This is a genomic window from Ktedonobacter robiniae, from assembly GCF_016587375.1.
GTDB lineage: Bacteria > Chloroflexota > Ktedonobacteria > Ktedonobacterales > Ktedonobacteraceae > Ktedonobacter > Ktedonobacter robiniae.
This window is the reverse complement of sequence record NZ_BNJG01000003.1, coordinates 420319-439231: the sequence shown is the minus strand read 5'-3', so window position 1 is coordinate 439231 and position 18913 is coordinate 420319. Positions and strand designations below refer to the sequence as shown.

General features: G+C 53.9%; 13 protein-coding genes. 6 read left to right on the top strand and 7 right to left on the bottom strand.

The genetic code is table 11. The annotated features are described in order from the left end of the window. Window positions 1-3 precede the first annotated feature (3 nt). Window positions 4-876, top strand: a complete 873-nt coding sequence (locus JMJ04_RS34465; protein WP_201374906.1) for a GntR family transcriptional regulator — start codon at window positions 4-6, stop codon at window positions 874-876. Between the two features lie 80 nt (window positions 877-956). Further along, window positions 957-2819 carry an acyl-CoA synthetase gene (locus tag JMJ04_RS34460; RefSeq protein ID WP_201374905.1) on the top strand — a complete coding sequence of 621 codons (1863 nt, stop codon included), beginning with the start codon at window positions 957-959 and terminating at the stop codon, window positions 2817-2819. 305 nt (window positions 2820-3124) lie between these two features. On the opposite strand, the gene JMJ04_RS34455 is transcribed toward JMJ04_RS34460, so the two are convergent. Then, a complete protein-coding gene (locus JMJ04_RS34455) occupies window positions 3125-3640 on the bottom strand; it encodes an MFS transporter (protein WP_236038774.1) in 516 nt (171 codons plus the stop codon). Between the two features lie 140 nt (window positions 3641-3780). Between JMJ04_RS34455 and JMJ04_RS34450 the strand changes: the two genes are divergently transcribed. Continuing rightward, a complete protein-coding gene (locus JMJ04_RS34450) occupies window positions 3781-4671 on the top strand; it encodes a LysR substrate-binding domain-containing protein (RefSeq protein WP_201374904.1) in 891 nt (296 codons plus the stop codon). A gap of 32 nt (window positions 4672-4703) precedes the next feature. Here JMJ04_RS34450 and JMJ04_RS34445 read toward each other — a convergent pair whose 3' ends face one another. After that, window positions 4704-6035 carry an MFS transporter gene (locus JMJ04_RS34445; protein ID WP_236038772.1) on the bottom strand — a complete coding sequence of 444 codons (1332 nt, stop codon included), beginning with the start codon at window positions 6033-6035 and terminating at the stop codon, window positions 4704-4706. A gap of 239 nt (window positions 6036-6274) precedes the next feature. Beyond that, the gene (locus JMJ04_RS34440) at window positions 6275-7669 is read right to left on the bottom strand and encodes an MFS transporter (RefSeq protein WP_201374903.1); all 1395 of its coding nucleotides are present in this window, start codon (window positions 7667-7669) and stop codon (window positions 6275-6277) included. Between the two features lie 265 nt (window positions 7670-7934). On the opposite strand from JMJ04_RS34440, the gene JMJ04_RS34435 reads away from it, so the two are divergent. The 3 genes from JMJ04_RS34435 to JMJ04_RS34425 all read left to right on the top strand — a co-directional run bounded on the left by JMJ04_RS34435 (window position 7935) and on the right by JMJ04_RS34425 (window position 12320). Then, complete coding sequence (locus JMJ04_RS34435; RefSeq protein ID WP_201374902.1) at window positions 7935-10208, top strand: sensor histidine kinase; 2274 nt, start codon at window positions 7935-7937, stop codon at window positions 10206-10208. Between the two features lie 19 nt (window positions 10209-10227). Further along, entirely contained in the window at window positions 10228-10926 is a 699-nt protein-coding gene (locus JMJ04_RS34430; RefSeq protein ID WP_201374901.1) for a response regulator transcription factor, read from the top strand. A 311-nt stretch (window positions 10927-11237) separates the two neighbouring features. Next, entirely contained in the window at window positions 11238-12320 is a 1083-nt protein-coding gene (locus JMJ04_RS34425) for a fatty acid desaturase family protein (RefSeq protein WP_201374900.1), read from the top strand. A 73-nt stretch (window positions 12321-12393) separates the two neighbouring features. On the opposite strand, the gene JMJ04_RS34420 is transcribed toward JMJ04_RS34425, so the two are convergent. The 4 genes from JMJ04_RS34420 to JMJ04_RS34405 form a co-directional block, all read right to left on the bottom strand. Next, window positions 12394-14529, bottom strand: coding sequence for a pectinesterase family protein (locus JMJ04_RS34420; protein ID WP_201374899.1), 2136 nt, complete (start codon window positions 14527-14529; stop codon window positions 12394-12396). 146 nt (window positions 14530-14675) lie between these two features. Further along, on the bottom strand, window positions 14676-16562 hold the full coding sequence (locus tag JMJ04_RS34415) for an ABC transporter ATP-binding protein (RefSeq protein WP_236038770.1): 1887 nt from the start codon (window positions 16560-16562) through the stop codon (window positions 14676-14678). Continuing rightward, complete coding sequence (locus tag JMJ04_RS34410) at window positions 16559-18286, bottom strand: ABC transporter ATP-binding protein (protein ID WP_201374898.1); 1728 nt, start codon at window positions 18284-18286, stop codon at window positions 16559-16561. The genes JMJ04_RS34415 and JMJ04_RS34410 overlap by 4 nt, the downstream gene beginning before the upstream one ends. After that, complete coding sequence (locus JMJ04_RS34405; protein ID WP_201374897.1) at window positions 18283-18786, bottom strand: MarR family winged helix-turn-helix transcriptional regulator; 504 nt, start codon at window positions 18784-18786, stop codon at window positions 18283-18285. The genes JMJ04_RS34410 and JMJ04_RS34405 overlap by 4 nt, the downstream gene beginning before the upstream one ends. Window positions 18787-18913: the final 127 nt, after the last annotated feature.

Below are 18913 nucleotides of genomic sequence, written 5' to 3'. Positions count from 1 at the left end.
TCTATGACAGAGATCGAGACACCAGGAATGCCGGAGGAAGACGAGAAAACAGGCGGAATCACGATGCTCCATAACCGCCTGCGCAAGCTGATTCTGGATGGCGTCTATCCTCCGGGCGCGAGGCTTTCTGAACGGGAGCTTGCACATACCCTCGGCGTCAGCCGCACCCCCTTGCGCGAGGTTCTCCGTATGCTCCAGCGCGAGGGATTGGTGGAGACAGGCAGATATCAGCGCGCGCGGGTTGCGCCGTTGGACCCGATGGCCCTGGATAGGCTCTATGCCGGGCGAATCCAGTTGGAAACGCTGGGCCTTGCCCTGACGTTTCCCCATTTGCAAGAGGAGGATTTCGCTGAGCTCGATGCGGCTCTGGCAACAATGCGCTCCGCTACCACGATGGAGAGCTGGGAGGTGCCGCATCGTCTTTTTCATCAACTCCTGGTCGCGCAAGCAGGGGAACAGCTTTGTGCTACCATGAGCAATTATGCTGATCAGAGCCAGCGCTATCGCTTGATGTTGGCAGATCGGGAGATCCATGCCCAATCGGTGAGTATGGTGGAACACGGGCAGATTCTGCAAGCCTGCCGGGAGCGCAATCGAGCGGAAGCCATTCAGCAGTTAGCGCGTCACCTGGCGAGAACAGCCTTAACCGTCCTGGCTCATATGGCCCCCGAGTACGAACCAGTTGCCGTGCGCACCGCGCTGACGCTCGCCCAAACAGGCTCATCGCACCCAGCGGAAGCCCCCGGTCAAGAAGGCTTGCAGATGGTGAGAAAAAGAAGGATCTCACCCGAACATCTCTGGAATTATAAGAGCAGGTGCGCCCTTCTGGTGATGATGCCAGAGGCAGCTATGAAGGATCAGGATAAACTGCAATGACGCGGCTTCTCGCAAGACTCCACAGGATGGCTCCTGTGGTGGCGACAAAGCATTGGCAACAGAAAGGATGAGCAAGAGCAATGGGGCAAATCCGCATCCTCTCCGATATTGAAGAGATAGAACGTGTACCACTCGCGCAACGACAGCTCCCGAAGAGCACATATGCCATGATTCGGCGGAGCGCGCTGACCTTTCCAGACCATTCTGCCCTGGTCTTCTTTCCAGATGGAGAACACTATCAAGCATCTCTCCAAGTGACCTACCGCCAGCTTTTGGGGCGGATTCACCAGGTCGCGAACATGCTCGCTGACCTTGGGGTTGGACTAACCGATGTGGTCTCATTGCTCTTGCCCAATCTGCCGCAGACGCATTTCGCGTTGTGGGGAGCGGAAGCGGCTGGGATTGTGAATCCGGTCAATCCACTGCTGGAAGCCAGCCAGATCGCCACTATTCTGCGAGCGGCACGCACGAAAGTGTTGATTGCGTTAGGACCGCTGCCCAACTCCGATATCTGGGAAAAAGTGGTGACGATTCGCCCGCAGGTGCCTAGCCTCACCACCGTGATCCAGGTGCTCGGTGAACCGAGCCCAGAGAAGGAGTGGGTGCCTTTTGAGACGCAACTGGAGCAGTATCCTGCTGACCGACTCCTTTCAGGACGAATTATCGCTCCAGACGAACTGGCAGCCTATTTTCATACGGGTGGCACGACTGGATCGCCCAAATTGGCACGGCACACCCATGCCAACGAGGTCTTCGATGCCTGGGCCATAACACAGGTGGCGGATAGTCGTCCAGAGGATGTCATGCTCTGTGGGCTTCCGCTCTTTCATGTAAACGCTGTCCATGTCACAGGACTGGCGCCTCTGAGTATCGGTGCCTCGATTGTCTTGCTCGGTCCAGCGGGATATCGTGACCCTGGGGTGATCAAACACTTCTGGAAGATTGTCGAACAGTATCAAGCGACCTCGTTCAGCGGAGTCCCAACGCTTTATACCAACCTCTTGCGCGTGCCCATCGATGCCGATATTCATTCGCTCAAAACCGCGGTGTGTGGGGCCGCCCCCATGCCCATTGATGTGTACACCACCTTCGAACAGCATACTGGCGTGCGCATTCTGGAGGGATACGGTTTGACAGAAGCAACCTGTGCGAGCAGTACCAATCCGCGCTATGGAGAGCGGCGCGTGGGGTCCATTGGGTTGCGCTATCCGTATCAGGCCATGAAAACCGTGGTCCTCGACCAGCATGGTCGCTATCTGCGCGATTGCTTGCCCAATGAAACCGGCGCGCTCGTCGTGAAAGGTCCCAATGTCTTTGCTGGCTATGTCCAGGAAGAGCAGAACACTGGGCTGTGGGTTGCCGATGGCTGGTTGAATACCGGGGATCTGGGTCGGCAGGACGAGGATGGCTATTTCTGGCTCAGTGGGCGTGCCAAGGATCTGATTATTCGTGGTGGGCATAACCTTGACCCAGCCGTGATCGAGGAAGCCTTATATTCGCATCCCGCAGTCGCGCTGGCTGCCGCCGTTGGCAAGCCCGATGCCTACGCCGGCGAGCTACCCGTGGCCTATGTGGTACTCAAAGCAGGGGCGACCGCCACAGAACAGGCGTTGCTTGACCACGCGTACCAGACGGTGAAAGAACGAGCTGCGATCCCCAAAAGCATTGTGATCCTCGATCAGATGCCAGTGACCGCGGTCGGCAAAATCTTCAAGCCTCCGCTTCGTTGTGATGCCGTGCGCAGGGTCTATGCTGAAGACCTCTCCGCCGTTCTGCCTGCTCATCTTTCTCTAGAGATCCAGATTGAACCGAACCACCAGTATGGGATGCTTGCAACGCTGATCCTTTCGGGCGTCCCAGAGGAGCAGCGAGCGCATTTGCACGAACAGATTGCGCGAGCACTAGGTGCGTATGTCGTGAAGTACCAGATCCAATGGAGGTGAACTGAACTGTTGGGGCTACAATCTTAGTTCTGATGAAGAGAACCTAAATCGTGACAAGTAAGCTCTCACAACGGCTAAGGATACGTTGGAACACGAGGATAGCTCTATCAATATCGAGTGAAGAAGGAATTTTATAAGATGCTTCTTCTCCGCAACGCTCCAGGAACAACGCTCACCTGTTTTAGGAGGAAAGCGAGTGCGACGACACGGCCCCCAGCCTAAGTTGAGTAACAGTGACAAGAGTGTTTTTCTTTTATCCAAATTTGCTCATAAGTGCACGCAAAGCGAGAGCTCTCTCTCTCACCTCACGTATTGAGAGTGGTACACCAACTAGAGCTTGCGATATTGACGGAGAATATCAGCGCACCCCCAATGCCCTGGAAGAGTCGCGCAATAATCAGAAAGAGCAGCGAGGGCGCCAGTCCGCAGAGCGCTGATCCCAGGACAAAAATAGCCAATCCCGCCAGGAAAATAGGTTTGCGCCCAAGGATATCAGCCAGCCGGCCAAAGGTAAGCAGGGTCGCGGCAATGATGACGAGATAACCAATGATGATCCACTCAGTAGATCCACTGATGCCTGTATGAAAGGTACGTGCGATAGTAGGTAAACCAATATTGATAATAGAGCCATCAAGCGTCGTCATAAAGTTGGACGAGGCGGCCAGAGCCAGAATGATCCATTTATTGACTGCAGGGGATGATGTCTCAAGGCCTTTATAGGTCTCGACGGCTGTATAACGTGGTTCCTGGAATGGGGCCGCAGGTGAAGATGCTTTAACATGCATATGTGATCCAGTATCTTGTTCATAGCTAGAGGGCATAGAGATCTCCCATGTGTGTTTTAATAAGTGCTTTTGCATACGCTGTGGTTATTTAAGTATAAAATTCTCAACGTATATATGTCCAATAGATAATTCTGGTAAGATTCATAGGTAAAATCTATGAGAGGGGATTTACGAGAATGGAACTACGGCATTTACGCTATTTTGTGGCTGTTGCTGAGGAGCTGCACTTTGGGCGGGCCGCAACGCGCTTAGCAATTATGCAGCCATCATTGAGTCAGCAGATTCAGCAGTTGGAGGAGGAGCTGGGCTTCCCGCTTTTCCTGAGGACGAAGCGCTCTGTAGAATTAACGGATGCGGGTAGCGTCTTTCTTGATGCGGCCCGGCAGGTACTTATCCAGGTGCAGGAGGCAAAGCAGGCTGCCCAGAGGGCGCACCGAGGCGAGGCGGGGCGGCTTGTTATTGGCTATATTAGCTCTAGTACGTATGATGTCTTGCCCTTGATGTTGCATCTGTTTCGTGAGCGCTTCCCGCAGGTTGAGGTAGCCCTGCGTGAATTGACGACGCATGAGCAATTGCGTGCTTTAGAGGAGGGTGCTATCCAGATTGGACTTATCCGCCTGCCTATTAACGCACCATGGGTAAGCGTACAGGTTGTGCGACGCGAACCCATTGTATGTGTCTTGCCAGAGCAGCATCTATTGGCAGCCTATGAGCGAATTCCAGGAGCTTTGCTGGCACAGGAGCCCTTTGTCTTGCAATCGCGTCAACAGGGGTCGGGCTATCATGTGTATCTCATGAAGCTATGCCTGGGCTATGGTTTTACGCCCAATGTCGTTCAGGAGGTCACGCAGATGCATGCCATTGTGGGTATGGTTGCCGCTGGCATTGGCGTCTCCCTGGTGCCTCTCTCGACGCAAAATATTCGTAGCCAGGGCGTGGTCTATCGCGAACTGGAGGGTGATGCGCCTATAACGGAGGTGGCTGTGGCCTGGCGGAGTGACACCCATTCCAGGCTTATCCAAAATTTTCTCTCGGTGGCGCGTGAGGCGACACCAGATCTCCACTAGGTAGCGTGTGGGCTAGAAGTTTGTTTCGTGTCTCAGTCATTCGCAGGTTGTTGGCCAGCATACTCTTTGAGTGGGAGGGCGGCCAGAAGGGAGATGACTGCCATACACACTATATATAAGGCAATGAATATGTAAGGTGGAAGGCCAGCAGTAAGCGGGCTGTGGAGTGAGAGGAGGTAGGTGGCGATGATAGGCGCTGGTCCCCCTGCTGTGATAGAAGCCAGTTGATACCCCAATGAGGCGCCACTGTAGCGCAAACGGGGGCCAAAGTGCTCCGCGATCAAGCTCGCCTCTGGCCCATAGAGCCAGCTAATGCAGATGCCGATGGAGAAAACGATGGCGAAGACCACCAGGAGTGGATTTCTAGATTGAAGCAAGGCAAAATAAGGAACGGCGAAGAGTGCCATAAGAATTACGCCCAACATGAACCAGCGCTTGCGTCCAATGTGGTCAGAGATGAGGGCAAAAATAGGGATGGTGACGAAGGTGATGATTGCCGAAAAGAAGATCCCGGTATAGAGAAGGCTGGAATCTAGCTGGATGACTGTGGCCCCATAAGAGAGCACAAACACGGTAAAAAGGTAGAAGGGGGCATTCTCGGCTGAACGAAGCAGGGCGCACAGGCAAACCTCGCGCCAGTGAGAATAAAGAACCTCAAGCGGGGGCGCTTTAGCGATCTGCTGCGCCTCTTTAATACGCTGAAAGGCCGGAGTCTCTGGGATATGCAAGCGGATGTATAGACCAATGATTATCAGCGCAGAACTCATGAGGCAGGGGATGCGCCAGCCAATGCTGGTGAAGGCCTCACCTGGATAGAGCTGCTGAAAGAGCAGCACAGCCAGCGCGGAGAGGGCCAGGCCAATAGGCACGCTTGTCTGTGGCCAGCTTGTCCAGAAGCCGCGCCGCTGATCATCACCATGTTCCATACACAGGAGGATTGAGCCGCTCCATTCTCCACCAAGGGCCATACCTTGAAGGAAGCGGAGCAGCGAGAGCAGGATGGGGGCCGCGATCCCGATTTCCGCGTAACCTGGCAAAATGCCCATCAAGATCGTAGCTGTGCCCATGAGCAAGAGGGTCGCGACCAGGGTAGACTTGCGACCAATGCGGTCGCCAAACCAGCCGAAGAAGGCTCCGCCAATGGGGCGGGCGGCAAAGCCCACAAAGTTGGTCGTGAAGGCCGCGATGGCGCCGGCAGAGGGATCGAGTGTGGGAAAGAAAAGCTGGGGAAAGACCGTCACCGCCAGGAAGCCATACAGAAAGAAATTAAACCACTCGATAGAAGCGCCAATAGTGCTGGCGCTGATCAGGGGCAGCATCTCACGAAAGGTGATAGGCGTCGCGTTTTTCGCAGGTAATGCCACTGTGCTGCACCTCCCTCCGGCTAGAAATAGCTCGTATACGTTTTCTTGCTGACATTCATACCAGAGGTATGTGCATTTCGTCAATACTTGTGTCTGCGGCAACTGGACTTCTCGGCTCGTGAGCTCGCCTCCAGGTAAGAGATGGTGGTGTGATGGATAGGCATTTGCCCATCCATCACACCACCATCTCTTACCTATGAGCGCCGCAGGCGCGAAAACTTACGCCGGGCGTGGTAATGTTAATCGGCGGGAGTCAGGCTTATCTCCGGCTCATTGGCTATAGGTGCCTCGGCACCTGAGATATCTGATTTTGTCAATTCCTTAAGGCCCAGAACCGAGGCAAAGGAGATGACTGCAAGTACGACCATGTAGATTGCGACCGCCTGCCAGGAACCCGCTCCGATGTTAACTACGACTGTGCTCAGACCAAGGGCAGAGAGGCTGCTTTTTCCGGTCAGGAGCAAGAGGGCGATGATCGGAGCCAGGCCACCAGCGAAGGGCGCGGCTAGCTGGTAGCCAAGCGAGGCGCCGCTATAGCGAGAGCGGGTGCCAAAGCGTTCGGCGATGAGCGCCGCCTGTGGACCATAGACCCAGGAGTGGAAGATAGCAAGAGAGAGAACGACCGCGATGAAGAAGGTAACTGTTCCCGCGTTCATCAACAGGAAGTACGGGAAGGCGAAAATTGCCATAAGCACGCAGCCGATCAGGTACCATTTGCGCCGCCCGAAGCGGTCGGAGAGATGCCCAAAGAGTGGGATAGTGATCATCTCCAGAATGGAGCCGACTGTGATGGCGTTGAGGATAAACGTCTTATCCAAGGCCAGTTTATCCAGGCCATAGGTGATGACAAAGGTCACGAACAGGTAGAAAGGTGCCTGCTCAATGAAGCGGGAGCCGGCGCTGAGTAGGATCTCCGGTGTGCTGTGGCGGAAAGCCTCGACGAGCGGAGCCTTGGCTTCACGCTTCTGCTCTTTGAGCTGCGCGAAAAGTGGAGTCTCCAGCACGCTTAAGCGGATGTAGAGGCCAACAATGATCAGGAGTGCGCTGACAAAGAAGGGGATGCGCCAACCCCAGTCGAGGAAACTGGCTCCGGTATAGGACTGCACAACGTTGGCCACGATAGTGGAGAGCACCAGGCCGAGGGGCGCGCCCATCTGTGGCCAGCTAGCCCAGAAGCCTCTGCGTTCTTTATGACCGTATTCAAGTGCCAGCAGGACTGAGCCACCCCACTCGCCGCCCACACCCAGCCCCTGGCCGAGGCGTAGTAGTACAAGAATCACGGGTGCGGCAATACCTATCGCCGTATAGCCAGGCAAGAAACCGATGAGCAGCGTCGAGATACCCATCAACAAGAGCGTTGCGATAAGTGTAGATTTGCGACCGATGCGGTCGCCCAGGTGGCCAAAGAGCGCTCCACCGAAGGGGCGCGCGATAAAGCCAACCAGGAAGGTGAATAGTGCTAGGAGGGTACCAACTACCTGGTCCGAGCCAGGAAAGAAAAGCTTGGGGAAGACGAGGGTTGCCATCGTTCCATATAGGAAGAAATCATACCATTCAATAGCCGTGCCCAGAGTGCTTGAAAAGATAACAGGTCCCATGCGTGAGCGTGTGATGTTGTCATTGGCCGTCGCCATATTTCCCTCCAGTGCGAATAAATAAGATCTGCTGTACTACGCTGTACTTGATTACAGCTAAGTGTAGAGGCTGGAGAGTAAATATCACGTAAACAAAGGCGAGAGAGTGTAAACAAAAATATAAATATTGCAAGTAAAGTGCGTGAGGTGACGGGCGCAGCCCGCTCGCTATCTCATGCACTTTACTTGCAATAAGAAGATCTTTCCGGCATACTTAAATATACCGAGGCACGATGTTTAGGGCCTGACCCTGGCGAGGATGATTATGCTGCGATTACTTGAGCGAAGTATTACATTGCAACTGCTTGTCTTCTACTGCTTATTTCTGCTGCCCTTGCTGTTGGGCGGTGTTGAGTTGTATCTCTTTCAGCGCAACGCGCTCCAGCAGAATGCCACGCGCGCGGATTTGAGTCTCGCCCAGGCAGTTGCCCTTGATGTCGAAGCGATTATTGGCCCCGCGATAAATATTGACACCACTCTATCTTATAGCCAGGAAGCTAAGCAGCTTGATCGACAGCAACTCACTACTGCCTTCTCCCTGGCAGCACTCGCCCAGCCCTCCAGCAACCTCTATGCGGTCTGCGATGTATCTGGAAACCTGCTGCTTGCCTCGCCAGAGAGCCAGGCCCACAACTTGAGTGAACGTCAGTTGTGCCGCCACTTTCTGCCTTCGATGCAGACAAATGGATCACTAATCTCTATCAGTCGTATTAGTCTCAATTCAGGTGGGTCTTTGGTCGTGCTTGCGCGGCGCATTAGCGATGATCGAGGAAAGGTAGTCGGGACCATGTTGGTAACTCTCCAGCTTGAGCGACTGGCAGCGCGCCTGCTCTCGATGGAGAAGCAATGGAATACGAATGGTGAACTGCGTACCTGGGTGGTTGACCACGAAGGCCATCCCATAATACAGCCTGGACAGGGGCCTTTCGCGGCCGATTCGCGCGTGTCATTGCCTGGAGTGAAGGAGGCTTTACAGGGGAGGCAGGGGAGCCTGATCGCGCAGGAGTCTAACCGTGATTGGCTCTATAGCTATATGCCTGTCAGCCTGGACGGTGGCTACTGGGGCGTGGTGATCCAGAGGCCAACTGACAGCACATTTGCCACAGTCGTGAGTTTTCGTAATAGCCTGGGCATCGCGCTCTTTATGGTGCTTATCGGGGCCAGCTTTTTCTGGTTCGCGATGCATGGGGGAGTGGTCGCGCCGCTGAAGAAGCTGGCGCAGGCGGTCATCATGATCAAGCCAGATCAGGAGACGAAGGTCATGGATGGCAGGCTTCTTGCCAGGGAGCGGGAGCGTATCGACGAGATTGGGCAGGTCATCGCGGCCTTCTCCGCTATGGAGGACGAGGTGCATGACCTCTTTCGCAAAAGCGATGCGACAAGCCAGGCGCGCCTGTACACCCTGGATGCCATTATGCATAGCATGAATGAAGGCCTGCTCCTCGAAGCTCCCAACGGGCATATCATCTATGCCAATCAGCGCTTTACCCAGTTTGTGGGCCTCTCGCCCAATGATCTCCTACCCCCTATTTTCGATGAGCATAAGGCGCAGGATGCGCTACTCTCGCTCATTGAAGATCCTGATGTGTACCAACAAGCTGTACACGCAGCCGAGACCGGTAGCGGACCCGATGTGATTGAATTTTATGTACGTGGCTACCATAATCCGGTTGGACAACATATACCTGTGCGCAGGGTTGTTCGCCTGCGCGTGTTCCAGGTGCGCGACCAGACAGGCGAGCTTATTGGACGCGGAAAGGTCTTTCAAGATGTGACGCGTACCAACGAGGCGGAGCTTATCAAGAAGAACCTGCTTGCCATCGTTTCGCACGAGTTGCGAACGCCATTAACATCTATCAAAGGCTATGCTACGAGCTTGCTTGAAACCGATGTTGAGATGGAGAGCGCTATACAGGAGGATTTTCTGCGCGGGATTGTGATTGAGACTGATCGCATGGCGGAGCTGGTAACGAGCCTGTTGGATATGTCGCAAATCGAGGCTGGGACGCTCAAGCTCTCACCCGGTCTCTATCCTCTCGATGTATTAATCAAGCAAGCTCTGCCAGAACAGGAAAGCGAAAAGGTACGGATCAGTCTGCCAATGAAACCTTCGCTGATTAACGTAGATGGGAGGAGGATTGAGATGGTTTTGCGCAACCTGCTCCAGAATGCCCGGCGTTATGCTGGCGCCGATGCGCTCATCGAGATCGTGGTCAGGTATGAACAGGAAGATGGCGAGGTAAAGGGAGGACTCTATCTGAGTGTGATCGATAATGGCGCCGGTATTCCAGCGGATCTGACCGAGCGTATTTTTGAGCGTTTCTACCAGGTTGATAGTGGACGTAGACGTAGCAGCAGTGGTGTGGGGCTGGGGTTGGCCATTTGTCGTGGCTTTATCGAGGCACATGGAGGGCGAATCTGGGCCGAGAACCGGGCCGATGGAGCAACAGGCGCTGCCTTTCATATCTGGTTGCCGCCTCGTGTGCTTTACCCACCTGACGCGCAGCCAGACATGTTTGCCTTGCTCAATATTTTGTAACCCAGAGAGGTGTTACTATATGCCACAGGAGAAATATATTCTCGTCGTTGATGACGAGCCGGGTATTCGCAATTTTATCCGGCGTAACCTGGAATTGCGCGCCTTCAAAGTCTTGCTTGCCAGCGATGGATTGGAGGCCCTGGCGCACTTTGACCAGGCTAACGTGGTCCTGGTGATCCTGGATATCATGCTACCCAATATGGATGGCTTAGAGGTATGCCGCCGTATCAGGCAGAAGAGCACTGTTCCCATTATTATGCTGACCGCGTTGGGAGAGGACGCCGATAAAATCGTGGCCCTGGACCAGGGCGCCGATGATTATTTGACGAAGCCCTTTAGCGTGGGCGAATTGATGGCGCGGGTGAAGGCTGTGCTCAGACGAAGTCACTGGGCATTTGATGAAGTGCCTCTCTCGGCTGGCGTGAAGCGCTTTGGCAGCCTGGAGATCGACTTTGAGCAGAAGCAAGTCTGGCGCGATGGCGATCCTGTTAAGCTCTCGCCAACCGAGTTTCACTTGCTTCAGGAACTGGCCCTGCATCCAGGAAAAATCTTTACTCATGAAGCGCTATTACGCCGGGTGTGGGGAGTAGAGTATCGCAGCGAGTCCGAGTATTTGCGCGTTTATATTGGACGCCTGCGGCGCAAACTGGAGGCTAACCCCTCTCGCCCAACGCATATCATGACCGAGCCAGGCATCGGATACTATATGACCAACTAATATGGGATATGATACGTGCCGGTAGCCTGTGGCTACCGGCACGTATCATATCCCAACCAGGCGAGCGCCGCAGGCGTGAGAAGTACTACCCGCTTCAAGCTAAGTTCTGTCTACGTCGATAACACATGGAAATAGAGAGAAAGATACTCCTCATCTGGTAGTGATGGACCGTTCGCTAGTACTGCTAGAAGACAAAGTACCACTCTGAAACAAACTCCACCTGACTTCACTCTTATATTCCATGTGCCACTGAGGCGCAGGTAAAAAGAAATAAGGAGAAGGTATTACTTCTCCGTAAGGAAACGCATTTTATGACAGCGAACCGATTCACCACGATGGTGTTATCACGCGATGACTTCAAGCCGTCCCCTGTCAAGCGCCCTACTACGCCAAAGGAAGCCGGCAATGAATATGCCGAGCTTAAAAATCTGATGAAGCAGAGAGGGCTTCTAGAAAAGCAGCCTGCTTACTATACATATAGAGTTGCCCTGCTTCTGGGGCTCCTTCTCATTGGCATTGTGTTTTTCTTGCTCGTTAATGTGCTCTGGTTACAACTTCTTGACGCGGTCTACATGGCCTTTGTTTTTGCTCAGGTTGGCTTAGTAAGCCATGAAGCAGGCCATCGCCAGATGTTTGCTCGTTCATGGAAACATGATCTTCTGGGCCTGGTGGGAGGAAACCTCTTGATCGGCATGAGTTATGGCTGGTGGCTTGATAAGCATAATAAGCACCATAGCCATCCCAATCAAGTGGATATGGATCCGGATATTGAAATCCCTTTTCTTGAATTTACAGGCATGGAAGATGTGCAGCAGATGGGCATGTTTAGACAATTTCTGGTCAAACACCAGGCCTTGCTCTTCTTTCCAGCCTTGATGACGGTCGCGGGGGGCCTGCAATATAATAGCATTGAGTTTCTGCTGCACCAGAAGGCCAGGTACAAAGGCCTCGAGTGGCTTCTTCTGGCTGCCCACTACGTTCTCTACTTCGCATTTGTTTTCTCGCATGTACCATTCTGGGCGGGTATCCTCTTCATCGTTATCCACCAGGCTGCCACCGGATTTTACCTGGGATCGATTTTCGCTCCCAACCATAAAGGCATGCCTGTGCTTGAGAAAGAGAGTAAAGTCAGCTTCTTGCAGCGCCAGATAATGACCTCGCGTAACATCCATGCGCATCCACTTACCGATTTTGTGTATGGTGGCTTAAATTATCAGATTGAGCATCACCTGTTCCCTGCCATGCCGCGCAATAAGTTGAAGGAAGCACAGGGGATCGTGAAAGCCTTCTGCCAGGAGCGCTCTATCCCCTATCATGAAACCAATGTGACTCAGTCCTTCAAAGAGATTCTCCAACACTTACACCTGATTGGTGCGCCATTGCGACGAGCCTGAGTTAAAGAAGATAGCAGCATAAGAGAGAGGATACTCACCGTGAGTATCCTCTCTCTTATGCTGGCGTGCTCACTCAAGAGGCACTTTTGGCCTCTTCGATGTGATTGGCTTTGAGCGTTACTTCGCAGCCTGGAGTAATTGCCAGGGCCTTCTCGGCGTTCTCGCGAAAGGTACATTGTTCGATGTGGCCCTGACCACTGGCAGAGATAGCGATACCGCTGCGTTTACCCTCGTGGATTGTGCAATGTGTGATACGCGGATTCCCGCCGGTCGTGATGCTGATATTGGCGAGCTGATTGCGGTAGATGTCACAATATTCGAGTGTTCCCAGGCCTTGATCCTTGATGAGGACGCCGCTCTGGCTGCTTTCGAATATGGTGCAGTGATAGAAGTAGGGGGTGCTGCCAGAGGCTATCAGGACGTTGTCGGTTCCGTTGGCATGGATGGCGCATTCCTGGAAAGATCCCTGTCCTCTGTCCTGGATAGTGATGCCATGGCGCTGATTATGGTGTATCTGGCAGCGGAGCAGGAGGGGATTGCTCTGTGCGCTAACTATCGCTCCCGAGGCACCATTATTATAGATCGTGCAGTCCTCAAAGGTCCCCTGCCCACCCTCCTCAACGATGATACCCTCTTGCTGGTTATCATGCAGGGTACAGTGGCGGAACATGGGATTGCCGCCTCTGGCGATACACACGGCCGCTTGGCTACTGGCGAAGATATCACAACGCTCGAATGTTCCCCAAGCATCTTTTGAGACGAGTATGCCATGTCCAAAGCTGTCATGCAGAGTGCAGTAGCGCAGCGTAGGATTGGTATTCTCTCCCTGGATCGTGACACAGGTGCCCGCATGAGAGGTAAAATCGCAGTCTTCAATCAGAAGTTGCCCTTGCACAATGGCCAGCGCGTGATAGATTTGATTCGATGCATTGGCCAGGCAACGGATGGTCAGGCCACGTATGGTGGCCTGGCTGGTTTGCATCTCAATTGTATGACTCTCACAGTTTTCAAGGATGATGTCCTCCTTTGCCCCATTGCCAATGATAGTAACCTCTTTATCGAGCTGCAAACTTTCCTGATACATACCTGGGCGCACGAGAATAAAGGCATTGGATTGCGCATGTTGTAGGGCCTCGCCAATGGTTGTATATTGTCCGTCACCTTCCTGCGCGACAACGAGAATCTGTTGTGGCTCCAGGGGGATGGTGGGCTCTATGCTGGCTGGTGGAGGAGGTGGTATGCGTCTTGCAAGCCTCTTGTAGGAAGCTTGTTGATTCTGGCGCATCTGCTGAATGTGTTGTAATTCCTCTCTAATGCTCTCCGTGCTGGTTGGCCTTTTCTCGACTTTTAATTCGACCATGGACATGATAAGCGTATCAAGTGCGGCATTGCCGGAGGTGGCCTGGTCAAGTTCAAGTGGCTGGAAGAGGAAGGGCGTCAACCCTGGATTGATGCCTGAGATGAGGTGGTGGAGCGTCGCGCCCAGGCTATAGATATCGGAGGCGGCGGAGGTCTGCATGCGCCCATACTGTTCGGGCGAGGCATAGCCTGGTGTCCCCAGGCTTACCGTGTCTTTGGCCTGTCCAGGTTTAAAGAAGCGTGCGATGCCAAAGTCGATCAAGCAGAGGTGATTATCGTCGCCAAGCATAACATTGTCGGGCTTTAAGTCACGAAAGATAATGGGAGGCTGGTGATTGTGTAAATAGTTCAAGACGCTACAGAGCTGAAGACCAATCTCCAGAACTTGTTCTATGGAGAGCTTGCCACCGGGTGCCTGCTCCAGGCGTTTCTCAAGCGTCTCGCCCTCGACGTAGTCCATGACGAGGTACCAACGCCCATGCCCCTCAAAGTGGTCATAGATGTGAGGCAAGTTAGGATGGGACAGGTTAGCGAGGAGCACGGCCTCGTTTTTGAAGGCGGCAATGGCTTCCTGCGTCTCCTGGGGACTTAGCCCGCGCATGCCCATTTCCTTGACCGCCCTCAACGCGTTTTGAAAGAGCATATCCTCAACCTTGTAGACCGCGCCGAAGCCTCCCTGGCCTATTTTGTCCAGAATACTATAGCGTTGTTTCAGTGTGTGTGAAGTGGTGAGCAGGCCAGTAGCGGTGCTGGCATAGGTGAGTTGAGGTTGCCCGCAGGCGTAGCAGAAGCGCGCGTCGGCGCGATTGATCGCGCCACAGCTATCACAGAACCGGGTTGAGGATTGCATGACAAACGTTCTCGTCTCTTTCTAAGATGCGTTCTTCTGTAAGGTATAACGAAGAAATGGGTGCCACCTCAAATATGCAACATGACAAACAGAAAAGAGGGAGAGGAGGGCAAGCCTGCCCTCCTCTCCCTCTTTTCTGTTTCAAACTACACTGCTTCGCTGATAGGTGCCTGGCTGAACTGGCTGTTGTGGAGATCGGCGTAGAAGCCTTTCTTCGCTAGCAGTTCCTCGTGGGTGCCCTGCTCAATGATCGTGCCGTGATTCATGACCAGGATCAGGTCGGCATCGCGAATCGTAGAGAGACGGTGCGCAATGACGAAGCTGGTGCGGCCCTTCATTAGCTCGCCCATGGCTCGCTGAATCTGGATCTCGGTACGAGTATCGACGCTACTGGTGGCCTCGTCCAGGATCAGGATCTCAGGATCGGCCAGGAAGGCGCGTGCGATGGTAAGCAACTGCTTCTGACCCTGCGAGATGTTGCTAGCCTCTTCATTAAGGATCGTGCTATAGCCCTCGGGCAGGGTGCGGATAAAGTGGTCGGCGTAGGCCGCTTTGGCCGAGCGCACGATCTCTTCCTCCGTGGCTCCCTCGTGTCCATAGGCGATATTGTCGCGAATGGTACCGTTGAAGAGCCAGGTATCCTGGAGCACCATCCCGAAGGTACGGCGCAGGTCGCCGCGCTTCAGCTGCGTGATATCCACGCCATCGACCAGGATGCTACCGCCGTTGACTTCGTAGAAGCGCATCAGCAGGTTGACGAGAGTTGTCTTGCCCGCGCCCGTAGGACCAACAATGGCGATCATCTGTCCGGGTTCGACATGGATATTCATGTCCTCCATCAGGATCGCGTCCTCTTTGTAGCCGAAGCGTACATGCTGGAACTCGACCGCGCCCTGGCGCTCTTCGATAGTCGCGGCAGGCACGGCTTCAGGAATTTCCTCTGGCTCATCCAGAAGCTCAAAGATGCGTTCGGCTGAGGCCATAGTGGACTGAATCACGTTGGCGAAGTTCGCCAGCTGGGTGATAGGCATGGTAAACTGCTGGGCATACTGGATAAAGGCCTGGACGTCACCGATGGTGATACCCTTCTGTGTGACCATAATGCCGCCAATCACGGCTACAAAGGCGTAACCGAGGTTGCCAATCGAGCGCATGAGGGGCATGATCATGCCTGACATAAACTGCGCCTTCCAGCCAGCCTCGTAGAGCTCTTCGTTCAGCTTGGTGAACTGGTTCAGAGACTCGTTCTCGTAACCAAAGGCCTTGACGATTTTATGGCCTGAATACATCTCCTCGACGTGACCGTTGAGGTGCCCCAGCGAGCGCTGTTGATTGCGGAAGTATGTTTGCGAGCGCTTGGCGATACCCACTGTCACGAGCAGGCTCAAGGGAAGCGTGACCAGGACAATCAGGCTCAGCAGCCAGCTAATGGAGAACATCAGAATGATGACGCCTACCAGGGTAACTGAGGAGGTGATGACCTGCGTCACACTCTGCTGGAGCGTTGTGCTGATATTATCCATGTCGTTGACGGCGCGGCTGAGAATCTCGCCATGCGTACGACCATCAAAGAATTTCAAGGGCAGGCGTGAGAGTTTCTCTTCCACATCGCGGCGCAGGTTATAGACGGTCTTCTGCGCGACCGTGGCCATGATGTACTGCTGAATATAGGTAAAGATGGCGCTGATCACATAGAGACCGAGCAGCAGCAAGAGCACCTGCGCGATATACGTAAAGTCGATGCTGGGCGCGGGCTGGTGCCGCATAAAGGCCTGGTATTTGGCGATCAGGCCATCAAAGAGCTTGGTTGTGGCCAGACCCAGAATTTTTGGTCCGACAATATTGAAGACCGTACCGATGATGGCTGCGCCCAGGATCACCAGTAAGCGGATTTTATAGGGTGCGAAGTAACCGAGCAGGCGGTTAAATGTCTTTTTAAAGTCCTTAGGTTTCTCTACAGGACGGCCCATGGCCCCCATTGGGCCGCCACCCATGCCTCCACCGGGGCGCTGTCCGTTGCGTACCTGGCTCATGCTATTTCCTCCAGAGCGAGCTGGGAAGTGACGATTTCGCGATAGACCTCAGAGCTCTCCATCAGCTCTTTATGGGTTCCAATACCAACCATGTGACCCTCATCCAAGACGATGATCTGATCGGCGTCCATGACGGTGCTGACGCGCTGGGCCACGATGATGACCGTTGACTCCTGGGTCTCCTGCTTGAGCGCGGCGCGCAGCCGGGCATCGGTCTTGAAGTCCAGGGCTGAGAAGCTGTCATCAAAGATGTAGATCTCGGGTCGACGGACCAGGGCGCGGGCGATTGAGAGACGCTGCTTCTGGCCACCAGAGACGTTGGTACCACCCTGGGCGATGGCTGAATCAAAGCCGTCCTTCATCTCGCCAATAAAGTCGCTGGCCTGGGCGACCTGGGCGGCGTGACGAATCTCTTCATCCGTGGCGTCGCGCTTGCCAAAGCGAATATTCTCGTTAATGGTACCGGAGAAGAGGATGGCCTTCTGTGGCACAAAGCCGATCTTCTCGCGCAGGTGTTCCTGGGGCATCTCACGCACATCGACACCATCGACAAGCAGGTTACCGCTATCAATATCGTAGAAGCGCGGAACCAGGTTGACCAGGGTTGACTTACCAGAGCCGGTACCGCCAATAATCGCCGTGACCTGGCCGGGCTTTGCGCTAAAGGAGATGTGAGAGAGCGCAGGCTCTTCCGCGCCAGGATAGCTGAAGGTCACATCCTGGAACTCGACGTAGCCCTTCTGCTCGTTCGCCAGGCGCACCTGCTCGGCATCGTTGATCTCCGGCTCGATAGCCAGGACCTCATTGATGCGGTCAGCCGAGGCCGCGGCGCGTGGCACCATGACGAACATCATCGAGACCATCAGCATGGCGAAGAGAATCTGCATCGCATACTGCAAGAAGGCGATAAGCGCGCCGACCTGCATCTGACCATTATCGATACGAATGGCGCCGAACCAGAGAATAGCCACGCTGGAGACGTTTAGCACCAGCATCATGACAGGCATCAAGAAGGCCATGATCCGGTTGACCCTGATCGAGACGTCCATCAGGTCAAGGTTGGCATCATCGAAGCGCTTCTCCTCGTACTTCACACGGTCAAAGGCGCGAATGACGCGCACGCCGGTCAGCCCCTCATCAACGACCAGGTTGATTTTATCCAACTTCTTCTGCACCATCTGGAAGAGCGGAATGGCCCGCGTCATGATCAGGAGAATGGTTCCAACCAGAATCGGAATCACGACCAGGAGAATCCAGGAAAGGCCCGCGTCCTGTTGTAGGGCCAGGATAACGCCACCGATGGCCATCATCGGAGCCGTCACCATCATACCCAGGATCATGACATAAACCTGCTGCACCTGGGTTGTATCGTTGGTGGTGCGTGTAATCAGCGACGCCGTGCTGACGGTATCGAACTCATGTAGCGAGAACTTGGCCGCGCGCGTAAAAATGTTGCTGCGAACGATTTTTCCATAGCCGGTCGCGACCCTGGAGGAGAAGAAGCTGCCAATAATAGCACAGATTGTTCCGCCAAAGGTGATCAGTAGCATCAAGCCGCCGATGCGCCAGATGTAGTCTGTATCGCCTTTGGCGATACCATTGTCCACGATATCCGCCATAAGAGTTGGCAGATACAGGTTTGCCATAGATTGGGCAAAAGCAAGGATCAGGATGAGAACGATGGCTAATCTAAACGGTTTCATAAACCGTAGCAATTTAATCATGCCTCTTCTCCCTTCCATGGAAAGAAGTAACCATTAGTGTCCCTCTCATTAAAGTATTGGAATGCTTTTATCAATAAGTCCGCAAGTTGATTACTCTGTTGATCTCCCAGGTATTCGCTCAGGTTTTGAAACGTCTCGAACAAGACATTTTCGGCCTTCAGCGCAAGTTGTTCTCCATGTTCTGTTAACGCGATACCTACGGCACGCCTATCTGTCGGGTCAGTATGGCGTTCAACCAGGCCATTGGCTTCGAGGCTATTCAGCAATTGCGTGATCGTTGGAGAGGTCACATGCATATGCTTACTGATCTCTGAGACCTTAATTGGGCGACCATTGCCCTGTACTCCATGCCGGATCGCGAATAACACTCCCACCTCGCTGGGTTTGCACCCGGCAAAGTTTTGATGCAGTTCGCTACGATGGAATTGCATAAAGGTCTTATTGAACTGCATCAGTGACTGCGCAAGCTTCCTTGCTGTCGCATTGGTGTCTGAATCCATAAGAGGTTATCCGCCTTTGAAGGTACTGCTAAAAGATTGGAAACTAATTTATAGAGGCGTGGCGAGAAAACCACGAGGTCTTCAGCCTCGTGAATGAATCGCCGGACCGCCCCTTGTTCTTTTGCGC

Excerpts from the sequence above, each read along its gene's own strand:
- JMJ04_RS34465 (WP_201374906.1), top strand. The coding sequence starts at position 4 with ATGACAGAGATCGAGACACCAGGAATGCCGGAGGAAGACGAGAAAACA.
- JMJ04_RS34460 (WP_201374905.1), top strand. The coding sequence starts at position 957 with ATGGGGCAAATCCGCATCCTCTCCGATATTGAAGAGATAGAACGTGTA.
- JMJ04_RS34455 (WP_236038774.1), bottom strand. The coding sequence starts at position 3,640 with ATGCCCTCTAGCTATGAACAAGATACTGGATCACATATGCATGTTAAA.
- JMJ04_RS34450 (WP_201374904.1), top strand. The coding sequence starts at position 3,781 with ATGGAACTACGGCATTTACGCTATTTTGTGGCTGTTGCTGAGGAGCTG.
- JMJ04_RS34440 (WP_201374903.1), bottom strand. The coding sequence starts at position 7,669 with ATGGCGACGGCCAATGACAACATCACACGCTCACGCATGGGACCTGTT.
- JMJ04_RS34435 (WP_201374902.1), top strand. The coding sequence starts at position 7,935 with ATGCTGCGATTACTTGAGCGAAGTATTACATTGCAACTGCTTGTCTTC.
- JMJ04_RS34430 (WP_201374901.1), top strand. The coding sequence starts at position 10,228 with ATGCCACAGGAGAAATATATTCTCGTCGTTGATGACGAGCCGGGTATT.
- JMJ04_RS34425 (WP_201374900.1), top strand. The coding sequence starts at position 11,238 with ATGACAGCGAACCGATTCACCACGATGGTGTTATCACGCGATGACTTC.
- JMJ04_RS34420 (WP_201374899.1), bottom strand. The coding sequence starts at position 14,529 with ATGCAATCCTCAACCCGGTTCTGTGATAGCTGTGGCGCGATCAATCGC.
- JMJ04_RS34415 (WP_236038770.1), bottom strand. The coding sequence starts at position 16,562 with ATGAGCCAGGTACGCAACGGACAGCGCCCCGGTGGAGGCATGGGTGGC.
- JMJ04_RS34410 (WP_201374898.1), bottom strand. The coding sequence starts at position 18,286 with ATGATTAAATTGCTACGGTTTATGAAACCGTTTAGATTAGCCATCGTT.
- JMJ04_RS34405 (WP_201374897.1), bottom strand. The coding sequence starts at position 18,786 with ATGGATTCAGACACCAATGCGACAGCAAGGAAGCTTGCGCAGTCACTG.